The sequence below is a fragment of the Janthinobacterium sp. HH102 genome (assembly GCF_001758625.2).
In the GTDB taxonomy this organism is placed as follows: Bacteria; Pseudomonadota; Gammaproteobacteria; order Burkholderiales; family Burkholderiaceae_D; genus Janthinobacterium.
On sequence record NZ_CP062062.1, the window covers coordinates 5,351,180 to 5,372,354 of the forward strand.

The 21,175-nt window shown below is 62.0% G+C and carries 16 protein-coding genes and 1 other RNA gene; 9 read left to right on the forward strand and 8 right to left on the reverse strand.

Annotated features, from left to right (window positions below):
• Positions 1-201: 201 nt before the first annotated feature.
• Positions 202-1,365, forward strand: a complete 1,164-nt coding sequence (locus JAB4_RS24340) for a hypothetical protein (RefSeq protein WP_139143595.1) — start codon at positions 202-204, stop codon at positions 1,363-1,365.
• Positions 1,366-1,625: 260 nt separating this feature from the next.
• Here JAB4_RS24340 and lpdA read toward each other — a convergent pair whose 3' ends face one another.
• The 3 genes from lpdA to aceE all read right to left on the reverse strand — a co-directional run bounded on the left by lpdA (position 1,626) and on the right by aceE (position 7,897).
• The gene (lpdA, locus tag JAB4_RS24345) at positions 1,626-3,413 is read right to left on the reverse strand and encodes a dihydrolipoyl dehydrogenase (RefSeq protein WP_070300275.1); all 1,788 of its coding nucleotides are present in this window, start codon (positions 3,411-3,413) and stop codon (positions 1,626-1,628) included.
• A gap of 10 nt (positions 3,414-3,423) precedes the next feature.
• A complete protein-coding gene (gene aceF / locus JAB4_RS24350) occupies positions 3,424-5,106 on the reverse strand; it encodes a dihydrolipoyllysine-residue acetyltransferase (RefSeq protein ID WP_070308424.1) in 1,683 nt (560 codons plus the stop codon).
• Positions 5,107-5,200: 94 nt separating this feature from the next.
• Positions 5,201-7,897, reverse strand: coding sequence for a pyruvate dehydrogenase (acetyl-transferring), homodimeric type (gene aceE / locus JAB4_RS24355; RefSeq protein WP_070221909.1), 2,697 nt, complete (start codon positions 7,895-7,897; stop codon positions 5,201-5,203).
• Positions 7,898-8,548: 651 nt separating this feature from the next.
• Between aceE and folD the strand changes: the two genes are divergently transcribed.
• The 5 genes from folD to JAB4_RS24380 all read left to right on the forward strand — a co-directional run bounded on the left by folD (position 8,549) and on the right by JAB4_RS24380 (position 13,891).
• Positions 8,549-9,394: a bifunctional methylenetetrahydrofolate dehydrogenase/methenyltetrahydrofolate cyclohydrolase FolD gene (folD, locus tag JAB4_RS24360; protein ID WP_070221908.1), complete on the forward strand. Its 846-nt coding sequence runs from the start codon at positions 8,549-8,551 to the stop codon at positions 9,392-9,394.
• Between the two features lie 94 nt (positions 9,395-9,488).
• A complete protein-coding gene (locus tag JAB4_RS24365; protein WP_070221966.1) occupies positions 9,489-11,558 on the forward strand; it encodes a M3 family metallopeptidase in 2,070 nt (689 codons plus the stop codon).
• 8 nt (positions 11,559-11,566) lie between these two features.
• Entirely contained in the window at positions 11,567-11,992 is a 426-nt protein-coding gene (locus tag JAB4_RS24370) for a DNA polymerase III subunit chi (protein ID WP_070221964.1), read from the forward strand.
• Entirely contained in the window at positions 11,989-12,357 is a 369-nt protein-coding gene (locus JAB4_RS24375) for a hypothetical protein (RefSeq protein WP_070221907.1), read from the forward strand. The genes JAB4_RS24370 and JAB4_RS24375 overlap by 4 nt, the downstream gene beginning before the upstream one ends.
• Before the next feature lie 391 nt (positions 12,358-12,748).
• Positions 12,749-13,891, forward strand: coding sequence for a branched-chain amino acid ABC transporter substrate-binding protein (locus JAB4_RS24380; RefSeq protein ID WP_070221906.1), 1,143 nt, complete (start codon positions 12,749-12,751; stop codon positions 13,889-13,891).
• Here the strand turns inward: JAB4_RS24380 and JAB4_RS24385 are convergent.
• Positions 13,884-14,786, reverse strand: a complete 903-nt coding sequence (locus tag JAB4_RS24385) for a LysR family transcriptional regulator (protein ID WP_070221962.1) — start codon at positions 14,784-14,786, stop codon at positions 13,884-13,886. The genes JAB4_RS24380 and JAB4_RS24385 overlap by 8 nt on opposite strands.
• 108 nt (positions 14,787-14,894) lie before the next feature.
• Between JAB4_RS24385 and JAB4_RS24390 the strand changes: the two genes are divergently transcribed.
• Positions 14,895-15,902, forward strand: coding sequence for an NAD(P)H-binding protein (locus JAB4_RS24390; protein ID WP_070221960.1), 1,008 nt, complete (start codon positions 14,895-14,897; stop codon positions 15,900-15,902).
• A gap of 21 nt (positions 15,903-15,923) precedes the next feature.
• Here the strand turns inward: JAB4_RS24390 and JAB4_RS24395 are convergent, their stop codons facing one another.
• Both JAB4_RS24395 and ilvD read right to left on the reverse strand, forming a co-directional pair.
• On the reverse strand, positions 15,924-16,235 hold the full coding sequence (locus JAB4_RS24395) for a c-type cytochrome (protein ID WP_070221905.1): 312 nt from the start codon (positions 16,233-16,235) through the stop codon (positions 15,924-15,926).
• A 220-nt stretch (positions 16,236-16,455) separates the two neighbouring features.
• On the reverse strand, positions 16,456-18,321 hold the full coding sequence (gene ilvD, locus JAB4_RS24400) for a dihydroxy-acid dehydratase (RefSeq protein ID WP_070221904.1): 1,866 nt from the start codon (positions 18,319-18,321) through the stop codon (positions 16,456-16,458).
• Between the two features lie 173 nt (positions 18,322-18,494).
• On the opposite strand from ilvD, the gene JAB4_RS24405 reads away from it, so the two are divergent.
• Together JAB4_RS24405 and lgt are read left to right on the forward strand one after the other, a co-directional pair.
• Positions 18,495-19,406 carry a LysR family transcriptional regulator gene (locus tag JAB4_RS24405; RefSeq protein ID WP_070221903.1) on the forward strand — a complete coding sequence of 304 codons (912 nt, stop codon included), beginning with the start codon at positions 18,495-18,497 and terminating at the stop codon, positions 19,404-19,406.
• A 79-nt stretch (positions 19,407-19,485) separates the two neighbouring features.
• Positions 19,486-20,310: a prolipoprotein diacylglyceryl transferase gene (gene lgt / locus JAB4_RS24410; RefSeq protein ID WP_070221902.1), complete on the forward strand. Its 825-nt coding sequence runs from the start codon at positions 19,486-19,488 to the stop codon at positions 20,308-20,310.
• Positions 20,311-20,318: 8 nt separating this feature from the next.
• On the opposite strand, the gene JAB4_RS24415 is transcribed toward lgt, so the two are convergent.
• Together JAB4_RS24415 and ssrS are read right to left on the reverse strand one after the other, a co-directional pair.
• Positions 20,319-20,783 (reverse strand): EVE domain-containing protein, encoded by a 465-nt coding sequence (locus JAB4_RS24415; protein WP_070221901.1) that lies wholly within the window; start codon positions 20,781-20,783, stop codon positions 20,319-20,321.
• 91 nt (positions 20,784-20,874) lie between these two features.
• A non-coding RNA gene (gene ssrS, locus JAB4_RS24420) (6S RNA) lies at positions 20,875-21,052 on the reverse strand.
• Positions 21,053-21,175 lie beyond the last annotated feature (123 nt).

The window sequence follows — 21,175 nt, forward strand, 5'->3', positions numbered from 1 at the left end:
TGTCGCAGTCATTGCCTTTTAGAAAATATCAGTGCAATCTTCGTTAGTTACTAGACCTTACACAATTACTTTTCGAAGAACACAATGCGACATCGTTCACTTGTAGCCGTCATACTCTTCAGTTGGTGCGCACCAGCGTTCGCACGTAGCTCTGATAGCGGCGGCTTAGTCTTGTTTCTGGGAATCGGGGCTATAGTAGGCATGTATTGGCTGTTCTCAACCATGGTTGCAAACGCGGTTGAGCGCCGGATGACAAAGCGAATGCATGAGATAGAAACAAAGGAGCGAACGGAACGTACGGAGACGGCAAAATTTGCGGAGCAAGAGCGTTCGCGGATGGCAAAGCTTGCGGAGCAAGAGCGTGCGCACAACACGGCGTTGTTCAATCAACGTAAAACGGAACTGACCGCATTGACCGCAGCGTTTAACGTGAACTACATTACCGGCCGCACTTGGTTAGCAAATTTCATCGCAGAGGCTTTCCAAGCTACCGATGAAGCCTCGGCCCGAGCTTTAGAGCTTAAAAAGAATCCCGCCCATAAGGCTGCCGACGAAGTCCGACGCATTGGCCGCGAAAAGAAGGATATGACACAACGGCTTAAACACCTCGAATACGTCCTTAAGACCTATCACGAATATTATCCCGTACTGGAGCAATACCACGACGATATCCTTAATGAAGACGCTACGCTCAACTTAGATGATGAAGATGCGGAGAGTGACCATGTTTCTCGTTACATAAGTCAGCAAGAGTATGACAGGCTAAAGCCTTTGGAACGGAACCAATTGGCGCTTGAGAAATGGAAAGCTCGGCCAAAGTCCTCAGTCGAGATAGGACGGATGTACGAGCGTTACTTAGGCTATCTATATGAATGCGACGGCTGGACTGTAACGTATTTTGGCGCAAATGAAGGTCTGGAAGACATGGGGCGTGACCTCCTATGCATCAAAGGAAGCACGATGCATGTAGTGCAGGCGAAATACTGGGCAAAGCATAAGACTTTGCATGAAAAACATATCTTCCAGCTTTACGGCACGACTATTCTTTTACCGCTTACTCGGGCAGATTTAAAGAATATACGAGTCAAACCAGTTTTTGCTGCGACCACTAAACTATCGCCAACCGCCGAATTTGCAGCTAAGCAACTTGGCGTAGAGGTGCGCAACCTGGATATGAACAAAAATTACCCACTCATCAAATGCAACGTGAATGGGAAGAGCAAAATTTACCATTTGCCGTTCGATCAGCAATACGACCGAGTGCGCATCGACCCTTCACGTGGCGAAACCTATGTCCAGACAGTGCAGGAAGCAGAGAAGCTTGGATTCCGCCGAGCCATGCGCCACACCGCCAGCGCCGCCTGACTACGAATTCGCTTTGCTTCACCGACTCTCATTGTATATCTGCGAGATTATTCGCTATCGAAGGTTGTCAAGTCAGTCAGGCTCGACATGCACGTTCATGGAGCCTCTGCTACGGCGCCGAACCTAATTTCTCACTGTGTCGCAAGGAAAGCATCATAACCGATTGATTTTATTGTTAATTGGCCACCTGCTTATTAACACCCAGGGATAAAAAACCCCGCAATCGCTTGCGGGGTTTTTGGTGTCACAACGCTACAACATCAGCGCTTGCGCGGCGGCGGCAAGTCCGTGCACACGCCTTCGTACACTTCGGCTGCCATACCAATCGATTCGCCCAGGGTCGGGTGCGGGTGGATGGTCTTGCCGATGTCGGTGCCGTCGCAGCCCATTTCGATGGCCAGCGCGATTTCGCCGATCATGTCGCCCGCATGCGTGCCGACGATGGTGCCGCCGATGATGCGGTGCGTTTCCGCGTCGAACAGCAGCTTGGTGAAGCCTTCGGCGCGGCCGTTGGCCACGGCGCGGCCGGAAGCGGCCCATGGGAAGTGGCCCTTCTCGACCTTGATGCCCTTGGCTTTCGCTTCGTCTTCCGTGATGCCGGCCCATGCCACTTCCGGATCCGTGTAGGCGACCGACGGGATCACCTTGACGTCGAAGTGCGACTTCTGGCCGGAAGCCGCTTCGGCGGCCACGTGGGCTTCATGCACGGCCTTGTGCGCCAGCATCGGCTGGCCGACCAGGTCGCCGATGGCGAAGATGTTCGGCACGTTGGTGCGCATCTGGCTGTCGACTTCGATGAAGCCGCGGTCGGTGACGTTCACGCCGGCCTTGTCGGCAGCGACCTTCTTGCCGTTCGGGCTGCGGCCCACGGCGACGAGCACCAGGTCGTAGACTTGCGGTGCCGGTGCCGTGGCACCCGCTTCAGCCGCTTCGAACGTGACCTTGATGCCTTCCGGCAACGCCTCGACGGCGACCGTCTTGGTCTTGGTCATGATGTTGTCGAAGCGCTTCTCGTTGAACTTCTGCCATACCTTGACGGCGTCGCGGTCCGCGCCCTGCATCAGGCCATCCATCATTTCGACCACGTCGATGCGCGCGCCGAAGGTCGAGTAGACAGTCGCCATTTCCAGGCCGATGATGCCGCCGCCGATGACCAGCATGCGTTTCGGGATCTGGCGCAATTCCAGCGCGCCCGTCGAATCGACGATGCGCGGGTCTTCCGGCACGAACGGCAGCTTCACCACGGACGAACCGGCGGCGATGATGGCCTGCTTGAACTGCACGACCTTTTTAGAACCGTCGCCTGCCGTCACTTCGATGTGGTTCGCGGAGAGGAACTGGCCCACGCCGGTGACGACCTGCGTCTTGCGCGCCTTGGCCATGCCGGCCAGGCCGCCCGTCATGTTCGAGATCACGCCTTCCTTGTACTTGCGTACCTGGTCGATGTCGATCGTCGGCTTGGCGAACGTCACGCCCGTATTGGACATGTGCGCCGTTTCGTCGATGACGGATGCCACGTGCAGCAGCGCCTTGGACGGGATGCAGCCCACGTTCAGGCACACGCCGCCCAGGGTGGCGTAGCGCTCGACGATGACCGTCGACATGCCCAGGTCGGCCGCGCGGAACGCCGCCGAATAGCCGCCAGGACCGCCGCCAAGCACCATCATGTCGACGTCGATGTCGACCTGGCCGCTGTAATTGCCGGCCGGGATGGCGGCGGCAACTGGTGCCGCCGCAGGGGCCGCAGCGGCTGCCGGAGCGGCTGCCGCCGGTGCAGGAGCGGCAGCTGGCGCGGCAGCGGCCACGCCTTCCGACGCTTCCACCACCAGCAGCGCGCTGCCTTCGGCGATCTTGTCGCCGACCTTGACCTTGACTTCCTTGACGACGCCCGCGTGGGTCGACGGAATCTCCATGCTGGCCTTGTCCGATTCGACCGTGATCAGGGACTGGTCCACCTTGATGGTGTCGCCCACCTTGACCATCAGTTCGATGACTTCGACTTCCTTGAAGTCGCCGATATTCGGTACTTTTACCTCTACTGTGCTCATCAATCGCTCCTTACAGCAGAATTTTGCGCATGTCGGCCAGGACTTCGCCGAGGTACACGGAGAATCGCGCGCCCATCGCGCCATCGACCACGCGGTGGTCGTAGGACAGCGAGGTGCCCATCATCAAACGCGGCTGGAAGGCCTTGCCATCCCATACCGGCTTGATCGAGGCTTTCGACAGACCCAGAATCGCCACTTCCGGCGCATTGACGATAGGCGTGAAGTGCGTGCCGCCGATGCCGCCCAGGGACGAAATCGTGAAGCTGGCGCCCTGCATGTCGGCCGGTTTCAGCTTGCCTTCGCGCGCCTGCAGCGACAGTTCCGTCATTTCGCGGGCGATCTGCGAGACCGACTTCTGGTCCGCGCCCTTGATCACAGGTACCACCAGGCCGTTCGGCGTGTCGGCCGCGAAGCCGATGTTGTAGTACTGCTTGAGGATCAGGTTTTCGCCCTTGGCGTCGAGCGAGGCGTTAAACGCGGGGAATTTCTTCAGCGCGGCGACGGAGGCCTTGATGACGAATGCCAGCATGGTCAGCTTGGCCGCATCCTTGTTCTTCGCATTGGCCGCGTTGGTGTCGACGCGGAACGCTTCCAGATCCGTCACGTCCGCTTCGTCGAACTGCGTGACGTGCGGGATCATGACCCAGTTGCGGTGCAAATTCGGACCCGAGATTTTCTTAATGCGCGACAGCGGCAGCAATTCGGTCGTGCCGAACTTGCTGAAATCCAGCGACGGCCATGGCAGCAGATCCAGGCCCACGCCGGAACCGCCTTTGGCAGCGGCTGGAGCATTTGGTGCGGCAACGGCGCCCGACATCACGCCCTTGACGAAGTTCTGCACGTCTTCCTGGGTGATGCGGCCCTTCGGACCGGAACCGCCGACCAGCGCCAGTTCCACGCCCAGTTCGCGCGCGAACTTGCGGATCGATGGCGACGCGTGCGCCAGCTTGCCGTTCACGGCAGGTGCGGCGGCTGGAGCGGCAGGAGCGGCAGGAGCAGCAGCGACCGGCGCCGAAGCGACGGCGGCGGCAGGTGCGGCGGCAGCTTGCGCGGCCGGTGCAGGCGCGGCGGCAGGGGCTGCTGCTGGAGCGGCAGCACCACCGGTCGTTTCCACCACCAGCACCAGACTACCCTTGGCGACCTTGTCGCCGACCTTGACCTTCAATTCCTTGACGACACCGGCGTGGCTCGATGGAATTTCCATGCTGGCCTTGTCCGATTCGACCGTCAGCAGCGACTGGTCGACCTTGATCGTGTCGCCGACCTTGACCATCAGTTCGATGACTTCGACTTCCTTGAAGTCGCCGATATCGGGCACGGTCACGTCGACCAGGGCCGGCGCGCCGGCAGGGGCGGCAGGCGCTGGCGCGGCCGCAGGAGCGGCGGCCGGGGCGGCTTCAGCGGCAGGTGCCGGGGCGGCAGCGGCAGCAGCTGGCGCAGGGGCCGAGGCGTCGTCCGCCACTTCCAGCAGCAGGACCAGCGAACCTTCGGCGATCTTGTCGCCCACGTTGACTTTCAATTCCTTGACGACACCGGCGTGGCTCGATGGGATTTCCATGCTGGCCTTGTCCGATTCGACCGTGATGAGGGACTGGTCGACCTTGACCGTGTCGCCTGGCTTGACCATCAGTTCAATGATCTCGACTTCCTTGAAATCGCCGATATCCGGGACTTTGACTTCCACAATGCTCATAGCTTGCTCCGTTATTTTATTTGTCAGATGGACCCGCACACACGCCAGGGCGGCACTTTCGCACCGCCCTGGCATCATCGGGTCCGCACAACGATTACTGGGTCACCGGATTCGGTTTGTTCGCGTCGATGCCGTACTTGGCGATCGCCTGCTCCACCACCGACACGTCGATCTTGCCTTCGTCAGCCAGCGATTTGAGCGCGGCCACGGTGACATAATAACGGTTCACTTCGAAGAACTCGCGCAGCTTGGCGCGGCTGTCCGAGCGGCCAAAGCCATCGGTACCGAGCACTTTGTAGGTGCGGCCCTTCGGCATGAAGGCGCGGATCTGTTCTGCAAATGCGCGCATGTAGTCGGTCGTGGCAACGATCGGGCCATCCGTGTCCTGCATCAGCGACGTCACGTACGGCACGCGCTGCTGTTTCGACGGGTTGACCATGTTCCAGCGTTCGGCGTCCTGGCCATCGCGGGCCACCAGGGTCAGCGACGGCGCCGACCATACGTCCGCGGCCACGCCCCAGTCGTTTTCCAGCAATTCGGCGGCGAAGATCGATTCGCGCAGAATGGTGCCGCAACCGATCAGTTGTACGCGCAGCTTGGCATCCGTCTTGCCTTCTTGCAACTTATACATGCCTTTCAGGATGCCTTCTTCCTGGCCCGGCTTGATGCCTGGCTGGGCGTAGTTCTCGTTCATGATCGTGATGTAGTAGAACACATCTTCCTGGTTGGCGATCATGCGGCGCAGGCCGTCCTGGATGATGACGGCGACTTCATGGCTGAAGGTCGGGTCGTACGGCATGCAGGTCGGGATGGTCGCAGCGAAGATATGGCTGTGGCCATCTTCGTGCTGCAAGCCTTCGCCGTTCAGCGTCGTGCGGCCAGCCGTGCCGCCCATCAGGAAGCCGCGGGCGCGCATGTCGGCCGAAGCCCATACCTGGTCGCCGATGCGCTGGAAGCCGAACATCGAGTAGAAGGTGTAGAACGGGATCATGATGCGGTCGTTGGTCGAATACGACGTCGCCGCGGCGATCCACGAGCTCATGCCGCCCGCTTCGTTGATGCCTTCCTGCAGGATCTGGCCGGCCTTGTCTTCGCGGTAGTACATGACCTGGTCCTTGTCGACCGGCTCGTACAACTGGCCTTTCGGGTTGTAGATGCCGATCTGGCGGAACAGGCCTTCCATGCCGAAGGTACGCGATTCATCGACCAGGATAGGCACCACGCGCTGGCCCAGGTTCGGGTCTTTCAGCAGGGTCGAAATGACGCGCACGAACGCTTGCGTGGTCGAGATTTCGCGGCCTTCCGGCGTCGCTTCCAGCACGTTCTTGAACGCGTCCAGGCCAGGCACGGGCAGGGTTTCTTCCGCCTTCTGGCGGCGCTGCGGCAGGTAGCCGCCCAGGGCCTTGCGGCGCTCGTGCAGGTAGACCATTTCCGGCGCGTCGTCGGCAGGCTTGAAGAACGGGATATCGGCCAGCTTGTCGTCCGGGATAGGCAGCGAGAAGCGGTCGCGCATTTCGCGAATGGCTTCGTCGTCCAGTTTTTTCGTCTGGTGCGCCGTGTTGCGCGCTTCGCCCGACTTGCCCATGCCGTAGCCCTTGATGGTCTTCACCAGCAGGACGGTCGGCTGGCCCTTGTGTTCCTGGGCGATCTTGAAGGCCGCGTAGATCTTGTGCGGATCGTGGCCGCCACGGGTCAGGCGCCAGATGTCGTCGTCCGTCATGTTGGCAACCATTTCCAGCAGCTTCGGATGCTTGCCGAAGAAGTGCTTGCGCACGTAGGCGCCATCTTTCGCCTTGTAGTTCTGGTATTCGCCGTCGACGGTTTCCATCATGACGCGCTGCAGGATGCCTTCTTTATCTTGCGCCAGCAGGGCGTCCCAGCCCGGGCCCCAGATGACCTTGACGACGTTCCAGCCGGCGCCACGGAATTCGCCTTCCAGCTCCTGGATGATCTTGGTGTTGCCGCGCACGGGACCGTCCAGGCGCTGCAGGTTGCAGTTGACCACGATGACCAGATTGTCGAGCATGTCGCGTGCGGCCAGGCCGATCGCGCCCAGGGATTCCGGCTCGTCCATCTCGCCATCGCCGCAGAAGGCCCAGATCTTGCGGTTGTCGGTCTTGGCGATGCCGCGTGCGTGCAGGTATTTCAGGAAGCGCGCCTGGTAGATCGCCATGTGCGGGCCCAGGCCCATCGACACGGTCGGGAACTGCCAGAAGTCAGGCATCAGCTTTGGATGCGGGTACGAGGACAGGCCCTTGCCGTCGACTTCCTTGCGGAAGTTCAGCATTTGCTCTTCCGTCAAGCGGCCTTCGAGGAAGGCGCGCGCGTAGACGCCGGGCGAGGAGTGGCCCTGGATGTACAGCAGGTCGCCGCCGTGGTCGGCCGTCGGCGCGTGCCAGAAATGGTTGAAACCGATGCCCAGCATGTTCGCCAGCGAAGCGAATGAGGACAAGTGGCCGCCCAGGTCGCCGTCGGCGCGGTTGGCCTTGACCACCATGGCCATGGCGTTCCAGCGCATCCACGAGCGCAGGCGCTCTTCGTATTCCAGGTTGCCGGGGCAGTGTGCTTCTTGCTTGGTGGGGATGGTATTGACGTAGGCGGTGGTGCTGGAGAACGGGATCTGGGCGCCACGGCGGCGGGCCAGGTCAACCATGCGCTCCATCAGGTAATGCGCGCGTTCCGGACCTTCATTTTCCAGCACGGCTTCGAGCGCGTCCAGCCACTCCTTGGTTTCCTGCATATCCGGGTCGGTGCCGATCTGTGTCGTTACCTGGTTCAGTTGAGCTGACATCTGTTGAGTCTCCTTTGTGAACGCCCCACCCCGATTTTCCGGATCGCTGTCGGACGGTATTTCGCTGATTATTTACTATTAAGTCGGTTTAGTGTGGGGATTCTAACAGCGTATTTAGTATTTTTCAAATTACGATATAGCATTTCATATCATGAAATCGCCCTATGAAATTTATGCTGCACTGCCGCAAATTCTGTCCGGAAATTAGGGTGATCAAAGTGCCAAAAGCGGCGCCAAAAGAACCGCAGGCCCTTGCGCTCCCTAGGCCACCTGCACACCAGCAAAACGCATTAACGCCCCAGTCGTCCGCACAGGCATACCGGGCCAAGCGGGCCTGAAAAATGCCGAGGGCAAGGCGCAGCGACGCAGACAGTACGCCAGTACGGCAAGGAGCTGCAACGCCGCCATCGGCATTTTCTCAGGCCCGCGTCTCCGGCCCGCTTTTATGCCGGGCCAAGCGGGCCTGAAAAACGTCGAGGGCAAGGCGCGGCGACACAGACAGTACGCCAGTACGGCAAGGAGCTGCAACGCCGCCATCGGCATTTTCTCAGGCCCGCGTCTCTGGCCCGCTGTTGTTACGCCAAAACCGCCCCTTTGCGCCGCCCGGCTTTATAATCTGTCTTTTCCCTCCCACATCTCTCAGCCCCTACCATGCCAGCACAACTGATCGACGGAATCGCCCTCTCCCAAAAACTGCGCAGCGAGATCGCCACGCGCGCCGCCGCCCTCACGGCCAAGGGCACCCAGCCCGGCCTGGCCGTGATCCTCGTCGGCGAAGACCCGGCCAGCCAGGTGTACGTCCGCAACAAGGTCAAGGCGTGCGGCGACGTGGGTTTCCACTCGGTGCTGGAAAAATATGAAGCGGACCTGTCGGAAGCCGACTTGCTGGCACGCATCGCCAGCCTGAACGCCGATCCCGCCATCCACGGCATCCTCGTGCAAATGCCCTTGCCCAAGCACATCAACCCGCACAAGGTCATCGAAGCGATCGCCACGACGAAAGACGTGGATGGCTATTCCGTCCTGAGCGCCGGCGAACTGATGACGGGCTTGCCCGGCTTCCGCCCTTGCACGCCGTACGGCTGCATGAAACTGATCGAAAGCACGGGCGTCGACTTGCGCGGCAAGCACGCCGTCGTCATCGGCCGCAGCAACACGGTCGGCAAGCCGATGGCCCTGCTGCTCTTGCAAGCGAACGCTACCGTCACCATCTGCCATAGTGCGACCCCGGACCTGGGCCTGTACACGCGCCAGGCGGACGTGGTCGTGGCCGCCGTCGGCCGCCGCAACACCCTGACGGCCGACATGGTCAAGCCGGGCGCCATCGTCATCGACGTGGGCATGAACCGCGACGATGACGGCAAGCTGTGCGGCGACGTGGATTTTGCCGGAGTGAAAGAAATCGCCTCCCACATCACCCCGGTACCGGGTGGCGTGGGTCCGATGACGATCACCATGTTGCTCATGAATACCGTCGAGGCCGCAGAGCGCATTTAAGAGGAGCACCTGAGACAATGCTCATGGCGGCGTTGCCTGGCCTTGAACATTTTTCAGGCGCTCCATATATGAAGACAGAATGGACGAACCGACGATGAACACCAATCCCCTGCTTGATTTTTCCGGCCTGCCACGCTTCGACGCGATCACGCACGAGCATGTCACGCCGGCCATCGACACCCTCTTGGAACAGGCGCGCGCCACGGTGGCGCGGCTGGAAGCGCCCATGGAAGAAGTGAGCTGGGACAACTTCGTCGCGCCCCAGGACCAGATCGCCGAAACCCTGGGCCGCGCCTGGAGCATCGTCAACCATTTAAATAGCGTGATCGATACGCCGGAACTGCGCGCCGCCTACAATGCCAACCTGCCCAAGGTGACGGAGTTCTTGACCGAGCTGGGCCAGAACGAAATCCTCTTCGGCAAATACAAGCAATTGCAGGCCAGCCCCGCTTTCGCCAGCCTGTCGCCGGCGCGCCGGCGCATCGTTGAGAATGCCGTACGCGACTTCCGCCTGGGCGGCGCTGAGTTGCCCGAGGACAAGAAAGAGCGCTTCGGCGCCATCCAGGAAGAACACGCGGCCGTCTCGACGCGTTTTTCCGAAAACGTGCTCGACGCCACCAATGACTACAAGTTGCTGGTCGACAATGAAGCCGATCTCGCCGGCTTGCCCGACGACGTGAAGGCCGCCGCGCGCGCCGCGGCCGAAAAGGCCGGCAAGCAAGGCTATGAATTCTCGCTGCACTTCCCGTCCTATTACCCGATCCTGCAATTTGCCGACAATCGCGCGCTGCGCGAAACCATCTACCGCGCCAACGCCACCAAGGCATCGGACCAGGGCGAGGTCTTCAGCAAGAAAGAGGACTGGGACAATACGCACAACATCGTCACCTTGTTGCGTCTTCGCAACGAAGAGGCAAAACTGCTCGGCTACGCCAATTTCGCCGAAGTGTCGCTGGTCTCCAAGATGGCCACTTCGCCCGCGCAAGTCATCGCTTTCCTGGAAGACCTGGCCAAGCGCGCGCGCCCGTTCGCCGAGAAGGACCTGGCCGAACTGAAGCAATTCGCCCGCGAAGAGCTGGGCATCGACGAACTGCAGGCGTGGGACGTGCCGTACGCCTCCGAAAAACTGCAGGAACGCCGCTACGCGTTCTCGGCCCAGGAAGTCAAACAGTATTTCCCTGAACACAAGGTGATCGACGGCCTGTTCCGCCAGATCCAGAACCTGTTCGCGGTCGAGATCAAACTGGATACGGCGCCCGTCTGGCACCCGGACGTGCGTTTTTACCGCATCGAGCGCGACGGCCAGCTGGTGGGCCAGTTCTACCTGGACCTGTATGCGCGCGCCGGCAAGAGCGGCGGCGCCTGGATGGACGACGCGCGCGGCCGCCGTGCCGACGCACAGCACGTGCAAACGCCGATCGCCTACCTGACCTGCAATTTCACGGAACCGGCCGTGGTCGACGGCCAGGCACAGCCTGCATTGTTCACGCACGATGAAGTCATCACCCTGTTCCACGAGTTCGGCCACGGCCTGCACCATATGCTCACCGTCGTCGACGAACTGGGCGTGTCGGGCATCGCCGGCGTCGAATGGGATGCCGTCGAACTGCCGTCGCAATTCATGGAAAATTTCTGCTGGGAATGGGAAGTGCTCGAACACATGACGGCGCATGCCGTCACGGGCGAGCCGCTGCCGCGCGCGCTGTACGACAAGATGCTGGCGGCCAAGAATTTCCAGTCCGGCCTGCAAACCCTGCGCCAGGTGGAATTCTCCCTGCTCGACATGCATCTGCACTATGACTACGATGCCGGCACGGGCCAGAGCGTGCAGCAGCTGATCGACGGCGTGCGCGCCAAGTTCGCGCTGATCATCCCGCCCGCCTTCAACCGCTTCCAGAATTCCTTCGGGCATATCTTCTCCGGCGGCTACGCGGCTGGCTACTACAGCTACAAATGGGCCGAGGTGCTGTCCGCAGACGCCTATGCGGCATTCGAGGAAGCCAGGGCGCTGGGACCGGCCGCCACCACGGCGGCGGGCAAGCGTTATCTGCAGGAAATCCTGTCCGTCGGCGGCTCGCGCCCCGCGCTGGAATCGTTCACGGCCTTCCGCGGCCGCGAACCGAGCATCGACGCCCTGCTGCGCCACAGCGGCATGGCAGCGTGAAGGGCGACATGACGCGCGTCGACTTTCATACCAACGTGCCGGACAAGCTGGCCTACGCCTGCCGTCTGGCACGCAAGGCGTATATGGCCGGCAACAAGGTGGTCCTGCTGGTGCAAGATGGCGCCCAGCTCGACGCCTTGAACAGCGCCATGTGGACCATTTCCGCCACGGATTTCCTGCCGCACGTGCTGGCCGGCGACCCGCTGGCCCCGCAAACGCCCATCATCCTGACCGATGACGCGGCCGCCGAGCTGCCGCACCACGACATCCTCGTCAACCTGTCGCAGCTGCCGCCCGCCAATTACGCCGATTTCCAGCGCGTCTTCGAGATCGTCTCCATGGATGAACAGGATGCGCAGGCGGGCCGCCAGCGCTTCCTGCACTACCGCCAGCAGGACGTGCAGCCGACGCATTTCGTCGCGGGTAAAGCATGAGCCAGCAGCCATTCGACCAGGGCATCCCCCTGCTGACGGAGGTGCTGCTGGGACCGGAGGTGGTTCCCGCCAGCCCGGCGCACCCTGCTGTCGTCGAGGAAGCGCCGGCGTTGCCGCCAGCGGCGGCGCAGCCCGACTGGGACGCCATCGAACAGCGGCTCACGCAGCGCATCCTGCATCAAGTACAGGGCAAGATCGACCATCTGCTGGAAGAGCGCATCGCCCACGTCCTGCAGACGGCCCTGCAAAACGCCCTGATCGGCATGCGCGGCGCCCTGCGCGAAGACTTGCAGCAATCGCTGGAACAGATCGTCGCGCATGCGGTCAGCCATGAGCTGGGGCATCTGCATCCGCCGGCTCAGTAAGCACACACCTGTCGTTGCGACCATTTCATCACCGACAAAAATCTGGGGTCAGACCCGACGGGTCTGACCCCGGCATTCCCCGTCCTTGCCGTTGGGTTATGAGCATGCCGCGCAATGTCGGGTTACGCGCTGCGCGCTAACCCGACCTACCCCGACCTGCCCGACCTGCCCGACCTACCCTATTCTTTCCTCCAACGCCATTCTTTTGTGCGCTCGCGCCTGCGAAATCGGTGCATCGCGCCTCACTTTGGTGATTGTTGCGACAAAATGTAAAAAGCCCGAAATGCGGCTTTGCGCCGCCTGTTTTTTGTTGTACCTTTCTTCACACGTACCGCCTGTCGAAGCGGTTTTCACGAGACGCCGCCGTATCTTTATCCATTGGAGAATGTTTATGCTGCTCAAGACCAAAGTCCTTCCTCTCGCCCTCGCCCTCGCCTTTACCGGCCATGCGGGCGCGCAGGAAATCATCAAGATCGGCCACGTCGCCCCGGTCTCTGGCGCCAGCTCCCACCTGGGCAAGGATAACGAGAACGCGGCCAAGATGGCCATCGAGGATTTGAACGCCAAAGGCTTCAAGATCGACGGCAAAGCCGTGAAATTCGTGCTGGTGCCCGAAGATGACGCGGCCGATCCCAAACAGGGCACGGCCGTGGCGCAAAAGCTGGTCGATGCCAAGGTCAACGGCGTCGTCGGCCACCTGAACTCGGGCACGACGATTCCCGCCTCGCGCATTTACTTCAATGCCGGCATCCCGCAGATTTCGCCGGCCGCCACCAACCCGACCTATACCCAGCAAAAATTCAACACGGCCTTCCGCGTCGTGGCCAATGACAACAAGCTGGGGGGCACCCTGGGCGCATATGCCGTGGGCAAGCTGCAGGCGAAGAAAATCGCCGTCATCGACGACCGCACGGCCTACGGCCAGGGCGTGGCGGAACAGTTCGTCAAGGGCGCCAAGAAGGCGGCGCCCGGCGTGCAAATCGTCGGCAAGGAATTTACCAATGCCAACGCGACGGACTTCAATGCGATTTTGACCAGCATCAAGTCGAAAAATCCCGACCTGATCTTCTTCGGCGGCATGGATTCCGTGGGCGGCCCCATGCTGCGCCAGATGAAGGCGCTGGGCATCAAGGCCAAGTTCATGGGCGGCGACGGCCTGTGCACGGAACCGCTGGGCAAGCTGGCGGGCGACGCCGTCGGCGAAGACATGGTCACCTGCGCGGAAGCGGGCGGCGTGACGGGCGCGCAGCAAAAAGGCATGGACGATTTCCGCGCCCGCTACAAGCAGAAATACAATATGGAAGTGCAGCTGTACGCGCCATACGTCTACGATGCCGTGATGACCATGGCCACCGCCATGCAGGATGCGAAATCGTCGAAACCGTCCGTCTACCTGCCCTTCCTGGCCAAGGTGCACTACCAGGGCGTGACGGGGCCGATCTCGTTCGACGCCAACGGCGACATCAAGGATGGCGCGCTGACCTTGTTCACCTACCGGGATGGCAAGAAAACCAAGATGGAAGTCGTCAAGTAGGCGGCTGCCCGGCCACGTAAGCCAGTAAACCTTCGGCCAGCGCGTCGAAGGTGGCGCGGCAGCGCAGGCTGCCGCGCAAGTCTTCATGCATGGTGACCCAGGTTTCCATCGGCAGCGAAAACGCTTGCGGCAGCACGCGCCGCAGGGCTGGATCGCGCGCCGCAAGCCCTGCCTGGCACACGCCGATGCCGGCGCCCGCCCGTATCCATGCCAGTTGCGCCAGATCGCTGTCGCTGCGCCAGGCAAAGCTTTCCCGCGTAAATCCCTGAAAGGCCGCGCCCGCGTTGCGCACGAAGGGGCTCGCCTCGTCGTAGCCGATGACGGCGTGTTGCGCCAGATCAAGCAATCCCGCCGGCGTGCCATGACGCGCCAGGTAATCGGCGTGCGCATGCAGGCCAAGTTCGATCTCGCCCACCTTGCGCGCCACCAGCTGCTCCTGGCGCGGACGCAGCATGCGCACGGCGATATCCGCCTCGCGGCGCAGCAAATCCTGCACCTTGTTGCTTAATACTAATTCAATGGTCAGGCCCGGATGGCGCGCGCGCAGGCGGGCCAGGATGGGCGGCAGCACTTCCACGCCCACCACTTCACTGGCCGCGATGCGCACGACGCCGGCCACGCCCTGCCCCTGGCTGCTGGCGGCGCGTTCCATCAGGGCCGCCGTGTGCTCCATGGTTTCCGCATGGGGACGCAGCGCCAGGGCCACTTCCGTGGGCAGCAAGCCCTGCTGCGAGCGCGTAAACAGCGTCGCGCCCAGCGCCTGCTCCAGGGCGGCGATGTGCCGGCCGGCGGTGGGCTGCGTGATGCCCAGCGCGCGGGCGGCGCCGGAGAGCGAACCGTGCTTCAGCACGGCCAGCAAGGAGCGGTAGTATTCCCAGGCGATGGATGGGTTCATGGCGTCAACTTGGTCATACATAAATGTATAGCTTGTACGCGATGTTCGTCAATTCCCAATTAGCCTTGCGCGGCAGATACTGGCACCATCAACCACACGGAGGTCATGATGGAGAACACGAAAACAGTATTGGTACTGGGCGCCACAGGCGGCATCGGCGGCGAGATGGTGCGCCAGCTGCTGGCGGCGGGCTGGCAGGTGCGCGCCCTGACGCGGGGAGAAACGCCATCGCCACGGCGAGATAACATCGAGTGGCTGCGCGGCGACGCGCTGTCGCGCACGGACGTGCTGGCGGCCGCCAAAGGCTGCGTCGTCATCGTGCACGCCGTCAACCCGCCCGGCTACCGGAACTGGGGCCAGCTGGTGCTGCCCATGCTCGACAACACCATCGCCGCGGCGATGGCCGAAGGCGCCACCATCGTGCTGCCCGGCACCGTGTACAACTTCGGCCCGGACGCCTTTCCCGTGCTGTCGGAAGACGCGCCGCAACGTCCGCTCACGCGCAAGGGCACCATCCGCGTGGAACTGGAAGCACGGCTGGAACGGGCCAGCACGCAGGGCGCGCGCGTGCTGATCGTGCGCGCGGGCGACTTCTTCGGTCCCCGTGCCGGCAATAACTGGTTTTCGCAGGGACTGGTGAAACCGGGCCAACCCGTGCGCAAGGTGCTGTATCCGGGCGCACCCGGCGTGGGCCACCAGTGGTCCTACCTGCCCGACGTAGCGCGCACGATGGTGCAATTGCTGGCTTTACGCGCCACCTTGCCCGCGTTTGCGCGCTTTCACATGGCCGGCCACTGGGACCACGACGGCCGGCAAATGACGGGGGCGATTGTCCGCGTGGTGCAACAGGCGACAGGAGCGGCGCCCGCCATCCGGCGTTTTCCGTGGTGGCTGGTGGCGCTGGCGTCGCCGTTCGTGGCGACCTTGCGCGAAATGCGCGAGATGCGCTATCTGTGGCAAGCGCCCTTGTCCATGGACAATGCGCGGCTGCTGGCCGTGCTGGGCCAGGAGCCGCATACGCCGCTCGACGAGGCGGTGCGGGCGACACTGGAGGGCATGGGCAATCTGCATAAGGCAGCGGGCAAAAAAAACGCGCCGGGATTGCCGGCGCGCTAATTGCAGGTACTGCGGCACAGATTATTTCTGTGCCAGTACCCATTTAACCAGGGTATGGGCTTCCGCATCGCTCACTTGCGGGTTGGCTGGCATCGGGATCGCGCCCCAGGTGCCGGAACCGCCCTTCATGACTTTCGCCGCGAGCTTGGCTTCCGCGTCTTTCTGACCAGCGTACTTGGCAGCCACGTCCTTGAACGCAGGGCCCACCAGTTTCGTGCTCACCGCATGGCAAGCCATGCAGTTCTTTGCTTTCGCCAGGTCCGGATTGGCCAACGCTGCTTGCGATGCCAGAGCCGATACGGTCAATACACTCACCAACATAAAACGTTTCATTGTCTTTTCTCCAAAGTTACTTCCTGCGGCATTTTACTGTGTTTCCGCAGATGCACCACGAGCCCAGATCAAGCGTTTCAATGTAGTCACGCAATGTCGTCAGAAGGCATAGCTATTCTGCCCCATCTGCGCGCCCATGACCATGTTGTTTGTAAGGCGATGTAACGACAGGCGGCCCCGCATCGTCAAACGGGGCCGGCCGTCGTACTGACGCAACAGATCAGCGTTTTTTCAGCTGCGACAGATCCCGCACGGCGCCCCGGTCGGCCGACGTCGTCAGCGCGGCATACGCCTGCAGCGCCTGCGACACGTAGCGCTCGCGGTCGACGGGCAGCCAGGCCGCGTCGCCCTTCGCTTCCATGGCGGCGCGGCGCGCGGCCAGCTCGGCAGCCGTGATGCGCAGGTTGATGGTGCGCTCGGGGATGTCGATGTCGATGAAATCGCCCTCTTCCACCAGGCCGATGGCGCCGCCTTCGGCCGCTTCCGGCGAGGCGTGGCCGATCACCAGGCCCGAGGAGCCGCCCGAGAAGCGCCCGTCCGTGAACAGCGCGCACGCCTTGCCCAGGCCCTTCGACTTGATGTACGAGGTCGGATACAGCATTTCCTGCATGCCGGGCCCGCCTTTCGGGCCTTCGTAGCGGATGATGACGACGTCGCCTTCATGCACGGTATCGGCCAAAATCGCTTCAACAGCGGAATCCTGGCTTTCGAACACGCGCGCCTTGCCCGAGAATTTCAAGATGCTTTCGTCGACGCCCGCCGTCTTGACGATGCAGCCCTTTTCCGCCAGGTTGCCGTACAAGACGGCCAGGCCGCCATCCTGCGAGTAGGCGTGGGCCTTGTCGCGGATGCAGCCCGTGCTGCGGTCCGTGTCGACGGCCGCGAAGCGCTCGGACTGCGAAAACGCCGTCTGCGTCGGCACGCCGCCCGGCGCGGCGCGGAACAGTTCATGCACGGCAGGGTTGTCCGTGCACATGATGTCGTTTTGCGCGATGGCGTCGGCCAGGGTCGGCGCGTGGATCGTCGGCAAAGTCGTGTTGAGCAGGCCGGCGCGCGCCAGTTCGCCCAAAATGCCCACGATGCCACCGGCGCGGTGCACGTCTTCGATATGGTATTTGTCCGTCATCGGCGCCACCTTGCACAGGCAAGGCACCTTGCGCGAAATGCGGTCGATGTCGGCCATCGTGAATTCCACTTCCGCCTCGTGCGCGGCGGCCAGCAGGTGCAGCACGGTATTGGTCGAGCCGCCCATCGAGACGTCGAGCGCCATGGCGTTTTCGAACGCGGCCTTGGTGGCGATGGAACGGGGCAACACCGAATAATCGTCCTGCTCGTAATGGCGCTTGGCCAGTTCCACGATCAGGCGGCCCGCGCGCAGGAACAGCTGCTGGCGGTCCGAGTGCGTGGCCAAAATCGTGCCGTTGCCGGGCAGGGCCAGGCCCAGCGCTTCCGTCAGACAGTTCATCGAGTTGGCCGTAAACATGCCGGAACACGAACCGCAGGTCGGGCAGGCCGAGCGTTCGATCTCGGCCACGTCGGCGTCGGAGACGGTGCTGTCGCCCGCCTTGATCATGGCGTCGACCAGGTCCAGCTTGATGATCTTCTGCGTGCCGTTGACCACCTTGACGACCTTGCCCGCTTCCATCGGCCCGCCGGAAATAAACACGACGGGGATATTGATGCGCATGGCGGCCATCAGCATGCCCGGCGTGATCTTGTCGCAGTTCGAGATGCAGACCATGGCGTCGGCGCAGTGGGCGTTGACCATGTATTCGACGGAATCGGCGATCAGGTCGCGCGAAGGCAGCGAATACAGCATGCCGCCGTGGCCCATGGCGATGCCGTCATCGACGGCGATGGTGTTGAATTCCTTGGCCACGCCGCCGGCCGCCTCGATCTCGCGCGCCACCATCTGTCCCAGGTCTTTCAGGTGCACGTGACCGGGCACGAACTGGGTAAACGAGTTGACGACGGCGATGATCGGCTTGTCGAAGTCGCCGTCCTTCATGCCGGTGGCGCGCCACAGGGCGCGGGCGCCAGCCATGTTGCGGCCGTGGGTGGTGGTGCGGGAGCGGTATTGCGGCATGATGGGGTCCTTCCAAGGATGATTGATGCCTGACTGCGCGGATTTCCAGCAAAACCCTGCATACAGTGGGGGTACGCCAGATTGCCTTGCGCGCGCCCCACTGTCAAATATATGATGCACGTGCCTGTGAGTCGTTTTACATATCACAGCATTCAATCTGCATGGAAACGCATATGAACCTTGAACTGCGCCAGTTGCGCTATTTCGTCACCGTCGCCGAGGAGCTGCACTTCGGCCGCGCCGCCGCGCGCCTGCACATGACGCAACCACCCCTGTCGCAAACCATCATGGCCCTGGAAGAACTGCTGGGCGCACCGCTGTTCGTGCGCACGCGCCGCGAAGTGCAGCTGACGCCGGCCGGCACGGCCCTGCTGCCCGAGGCGCGCCGGCTGCTGGCGCAGGCGCAAGACTTGCCCGCCTTGGTGCGGCGCGCCGCGCAGGGCGAGGCGGGCCGCCTGAGCCTGGCGTTTGTCTCCTCGGCCGACTACAGCGTGCTGCCGCCCCTGCTGCGCGCGTATCAGACGGCCTATCCGCAGGTGCAGATCGCGCTGCAGGAAGCCACCTCGGACCTGCAGCTCGATGAACTGCTGGCCGCGCGCACGGATGCGGGCCTGTTGATCCCGCCCCTGCCCGAGAAGGCGAAAGGGGAGCTCGATTACCTGCCCGTGCTGGCCGAGCCGCTGGTGCTGGCCGCGCCGTCCGGCCTCGCCATCCTGAACACGCCGGGCCCCGTGCGCCTGCGCGACCTGCCGCCCCTGCCTTTGATCATTTTTCCGCGCGCGATCTCGCCTGCCCTGCACGACGCGATCCTCGGCGTGTTCCGCGCGGCCGGCATCACGCCGCAGATCGGCCAGGAAGCGATCCAGATGCAAACCATCGTCAGCCTCGTCTCGGCTGGCATGGGCATCGCGCTTGTGCCACAATCGGTATCGAATCTGATGCGCCCGGGCGTAGAATACAGGCCGCTGCAGGACGCCACGCCGCTGGTGGAAACGGGCCTGGCCTGGCGCCGCGACAATCCGTCCGCCGTGCTGCAAGGTTTCCTGGCGCTGCTGCGCAAGCAGATCAGCGCTGCTGCCGATTAAATTAAGTGGCCGCTAAGGCAAAAAACCGCCAGCGCCCCCATACTACGCAACCTTGGCTTTAAACAAAGAAAGAAACCCCATGCTGATACACCCGATGCCCGACCCGATAGCCATCCAGATCGGTCCGCTTGCCGTGCACTGGTACGGTCTGATGTATGTGCTGGCCTTTGCCCTGTTCATTATCCTGGGCCGCGTGCGCATCAAGCAGCCGCATATCGCCGTGCTGGGCTGGAAGAAGGAAGACCTCGACGACATGCTGTTCTACGGCATGCTGGGCGTGGTAATCGGCGGGCGCCTGGGCGAAGTACTGTTCTACCGTCCCGAATACTTCCTGCACAATCCGCTCGAGATCTTCATGGTCTGGCATGGCGGCATGTCCTTCCATGGCGGCTTCCTCGGCGTCATCCTGGCCATGTACTTGTGGAGCCGCAAGGCGGGCCGCAACCTGTTCGACGTGCTTGACTTCATCGCGCCGCTGGTGCCGCTCGGCTACGCGGCCGGTCGCCTGGGCAACTTCATCAATGCCGAACTGCCGGGCCGCATCGCCCCGGACACCCTGCCGTGGGCCATGCAATGGCCGGGCATTCCGTATCCCGTGCACCCGTCGCCGATCTACCAGATGCTGGTCGACGGCATTTTGGTGTTCATCATCCTGTGGCTGTATGCGCGCAAGCAGCGCCCGCGCATGGCCGTGGGCGCCATGTTCACCCTGCTGTACGGCTGCGCGCGCTTCTTCACGGAATACTTCCGCACGCCGGACTGGGAAGTCGTGTGGCTGGGCGTGCCGATCACGTCGGGCCAGATGCTGTCCTTGCCGATGATCGTCGGCGCCATCGCGCTGCTGGTGTGGGCATATAAAAGCCAGGTGATGGGCACGCCGCCCACCAAGGCCCGCGCTGCCTGATGAACAGCTTAAGCCTGTAACCTGCTTGTAATCACTTTCCATTGCGCCGGCGTTACCGGCGTGATGGACAGTCGGCTGCCCTTCTTGAGCAGCAGCATGTCTTCCAGCTCCGGCATCTGGCGCATCTCGGACAGCGGCAACAGCGCCGTCTTCTTCAGGCCCCGCACGTCGACGCTGATCCAGCGCGGCTGTTCCTGCGTGGCCTTGGCATCGAAATACTTGCCGCCCTCTTCAAACTGGCTGTGATCGGGATACGCGCCGCTGGCCACTTCGGCCACACCCGCCACGCCCGGCTGCGGGCAGCTCGAGTGATAGAACAGCACGCCATCGCCGACCTGCATGCCGTCGCGCATGAAGTTGCGCGCCTGGTAGTTGCGCACGCCGAACCAGGGCATGGTGTGCCCGGGCGCGGCCATCAGGTCGTCGATGCTCACTTCATCGGGTTCGGAGTTCATCAGCCAGTATTGTTTCATGCAGACTCCGTGTGAAAGCGCCAGACGTAAAAAAAACGGTTGCGCAGGATGCGGCAACCGTTTTCAGTTGTACTTACAAATGTAATGCAAATTGGGCCCCGCCTGTGCCGCTATGCCGGCATCCCGAACCAAACGGTTCAAGGTGGTCACGTTAGTTCAATTTCGGGTTCGTCGAACGAGCGACGCTCACTCCCATCAAACAAAATTCGCAACCGATGCGCATAAATGGTTCAAGGAATATATGGCAATCGCGAACACCGCAGGGTAGACCCAAGTTTACTCCTTTGATCGCGCATCGCAAAGACAAATCGTACCGTGTCCGCTTAAAATCCAATTAATAACACCGAACAAAGCCGTAGCGAGCGGCGATGAATTGTGGCTAAGAAGCGCAG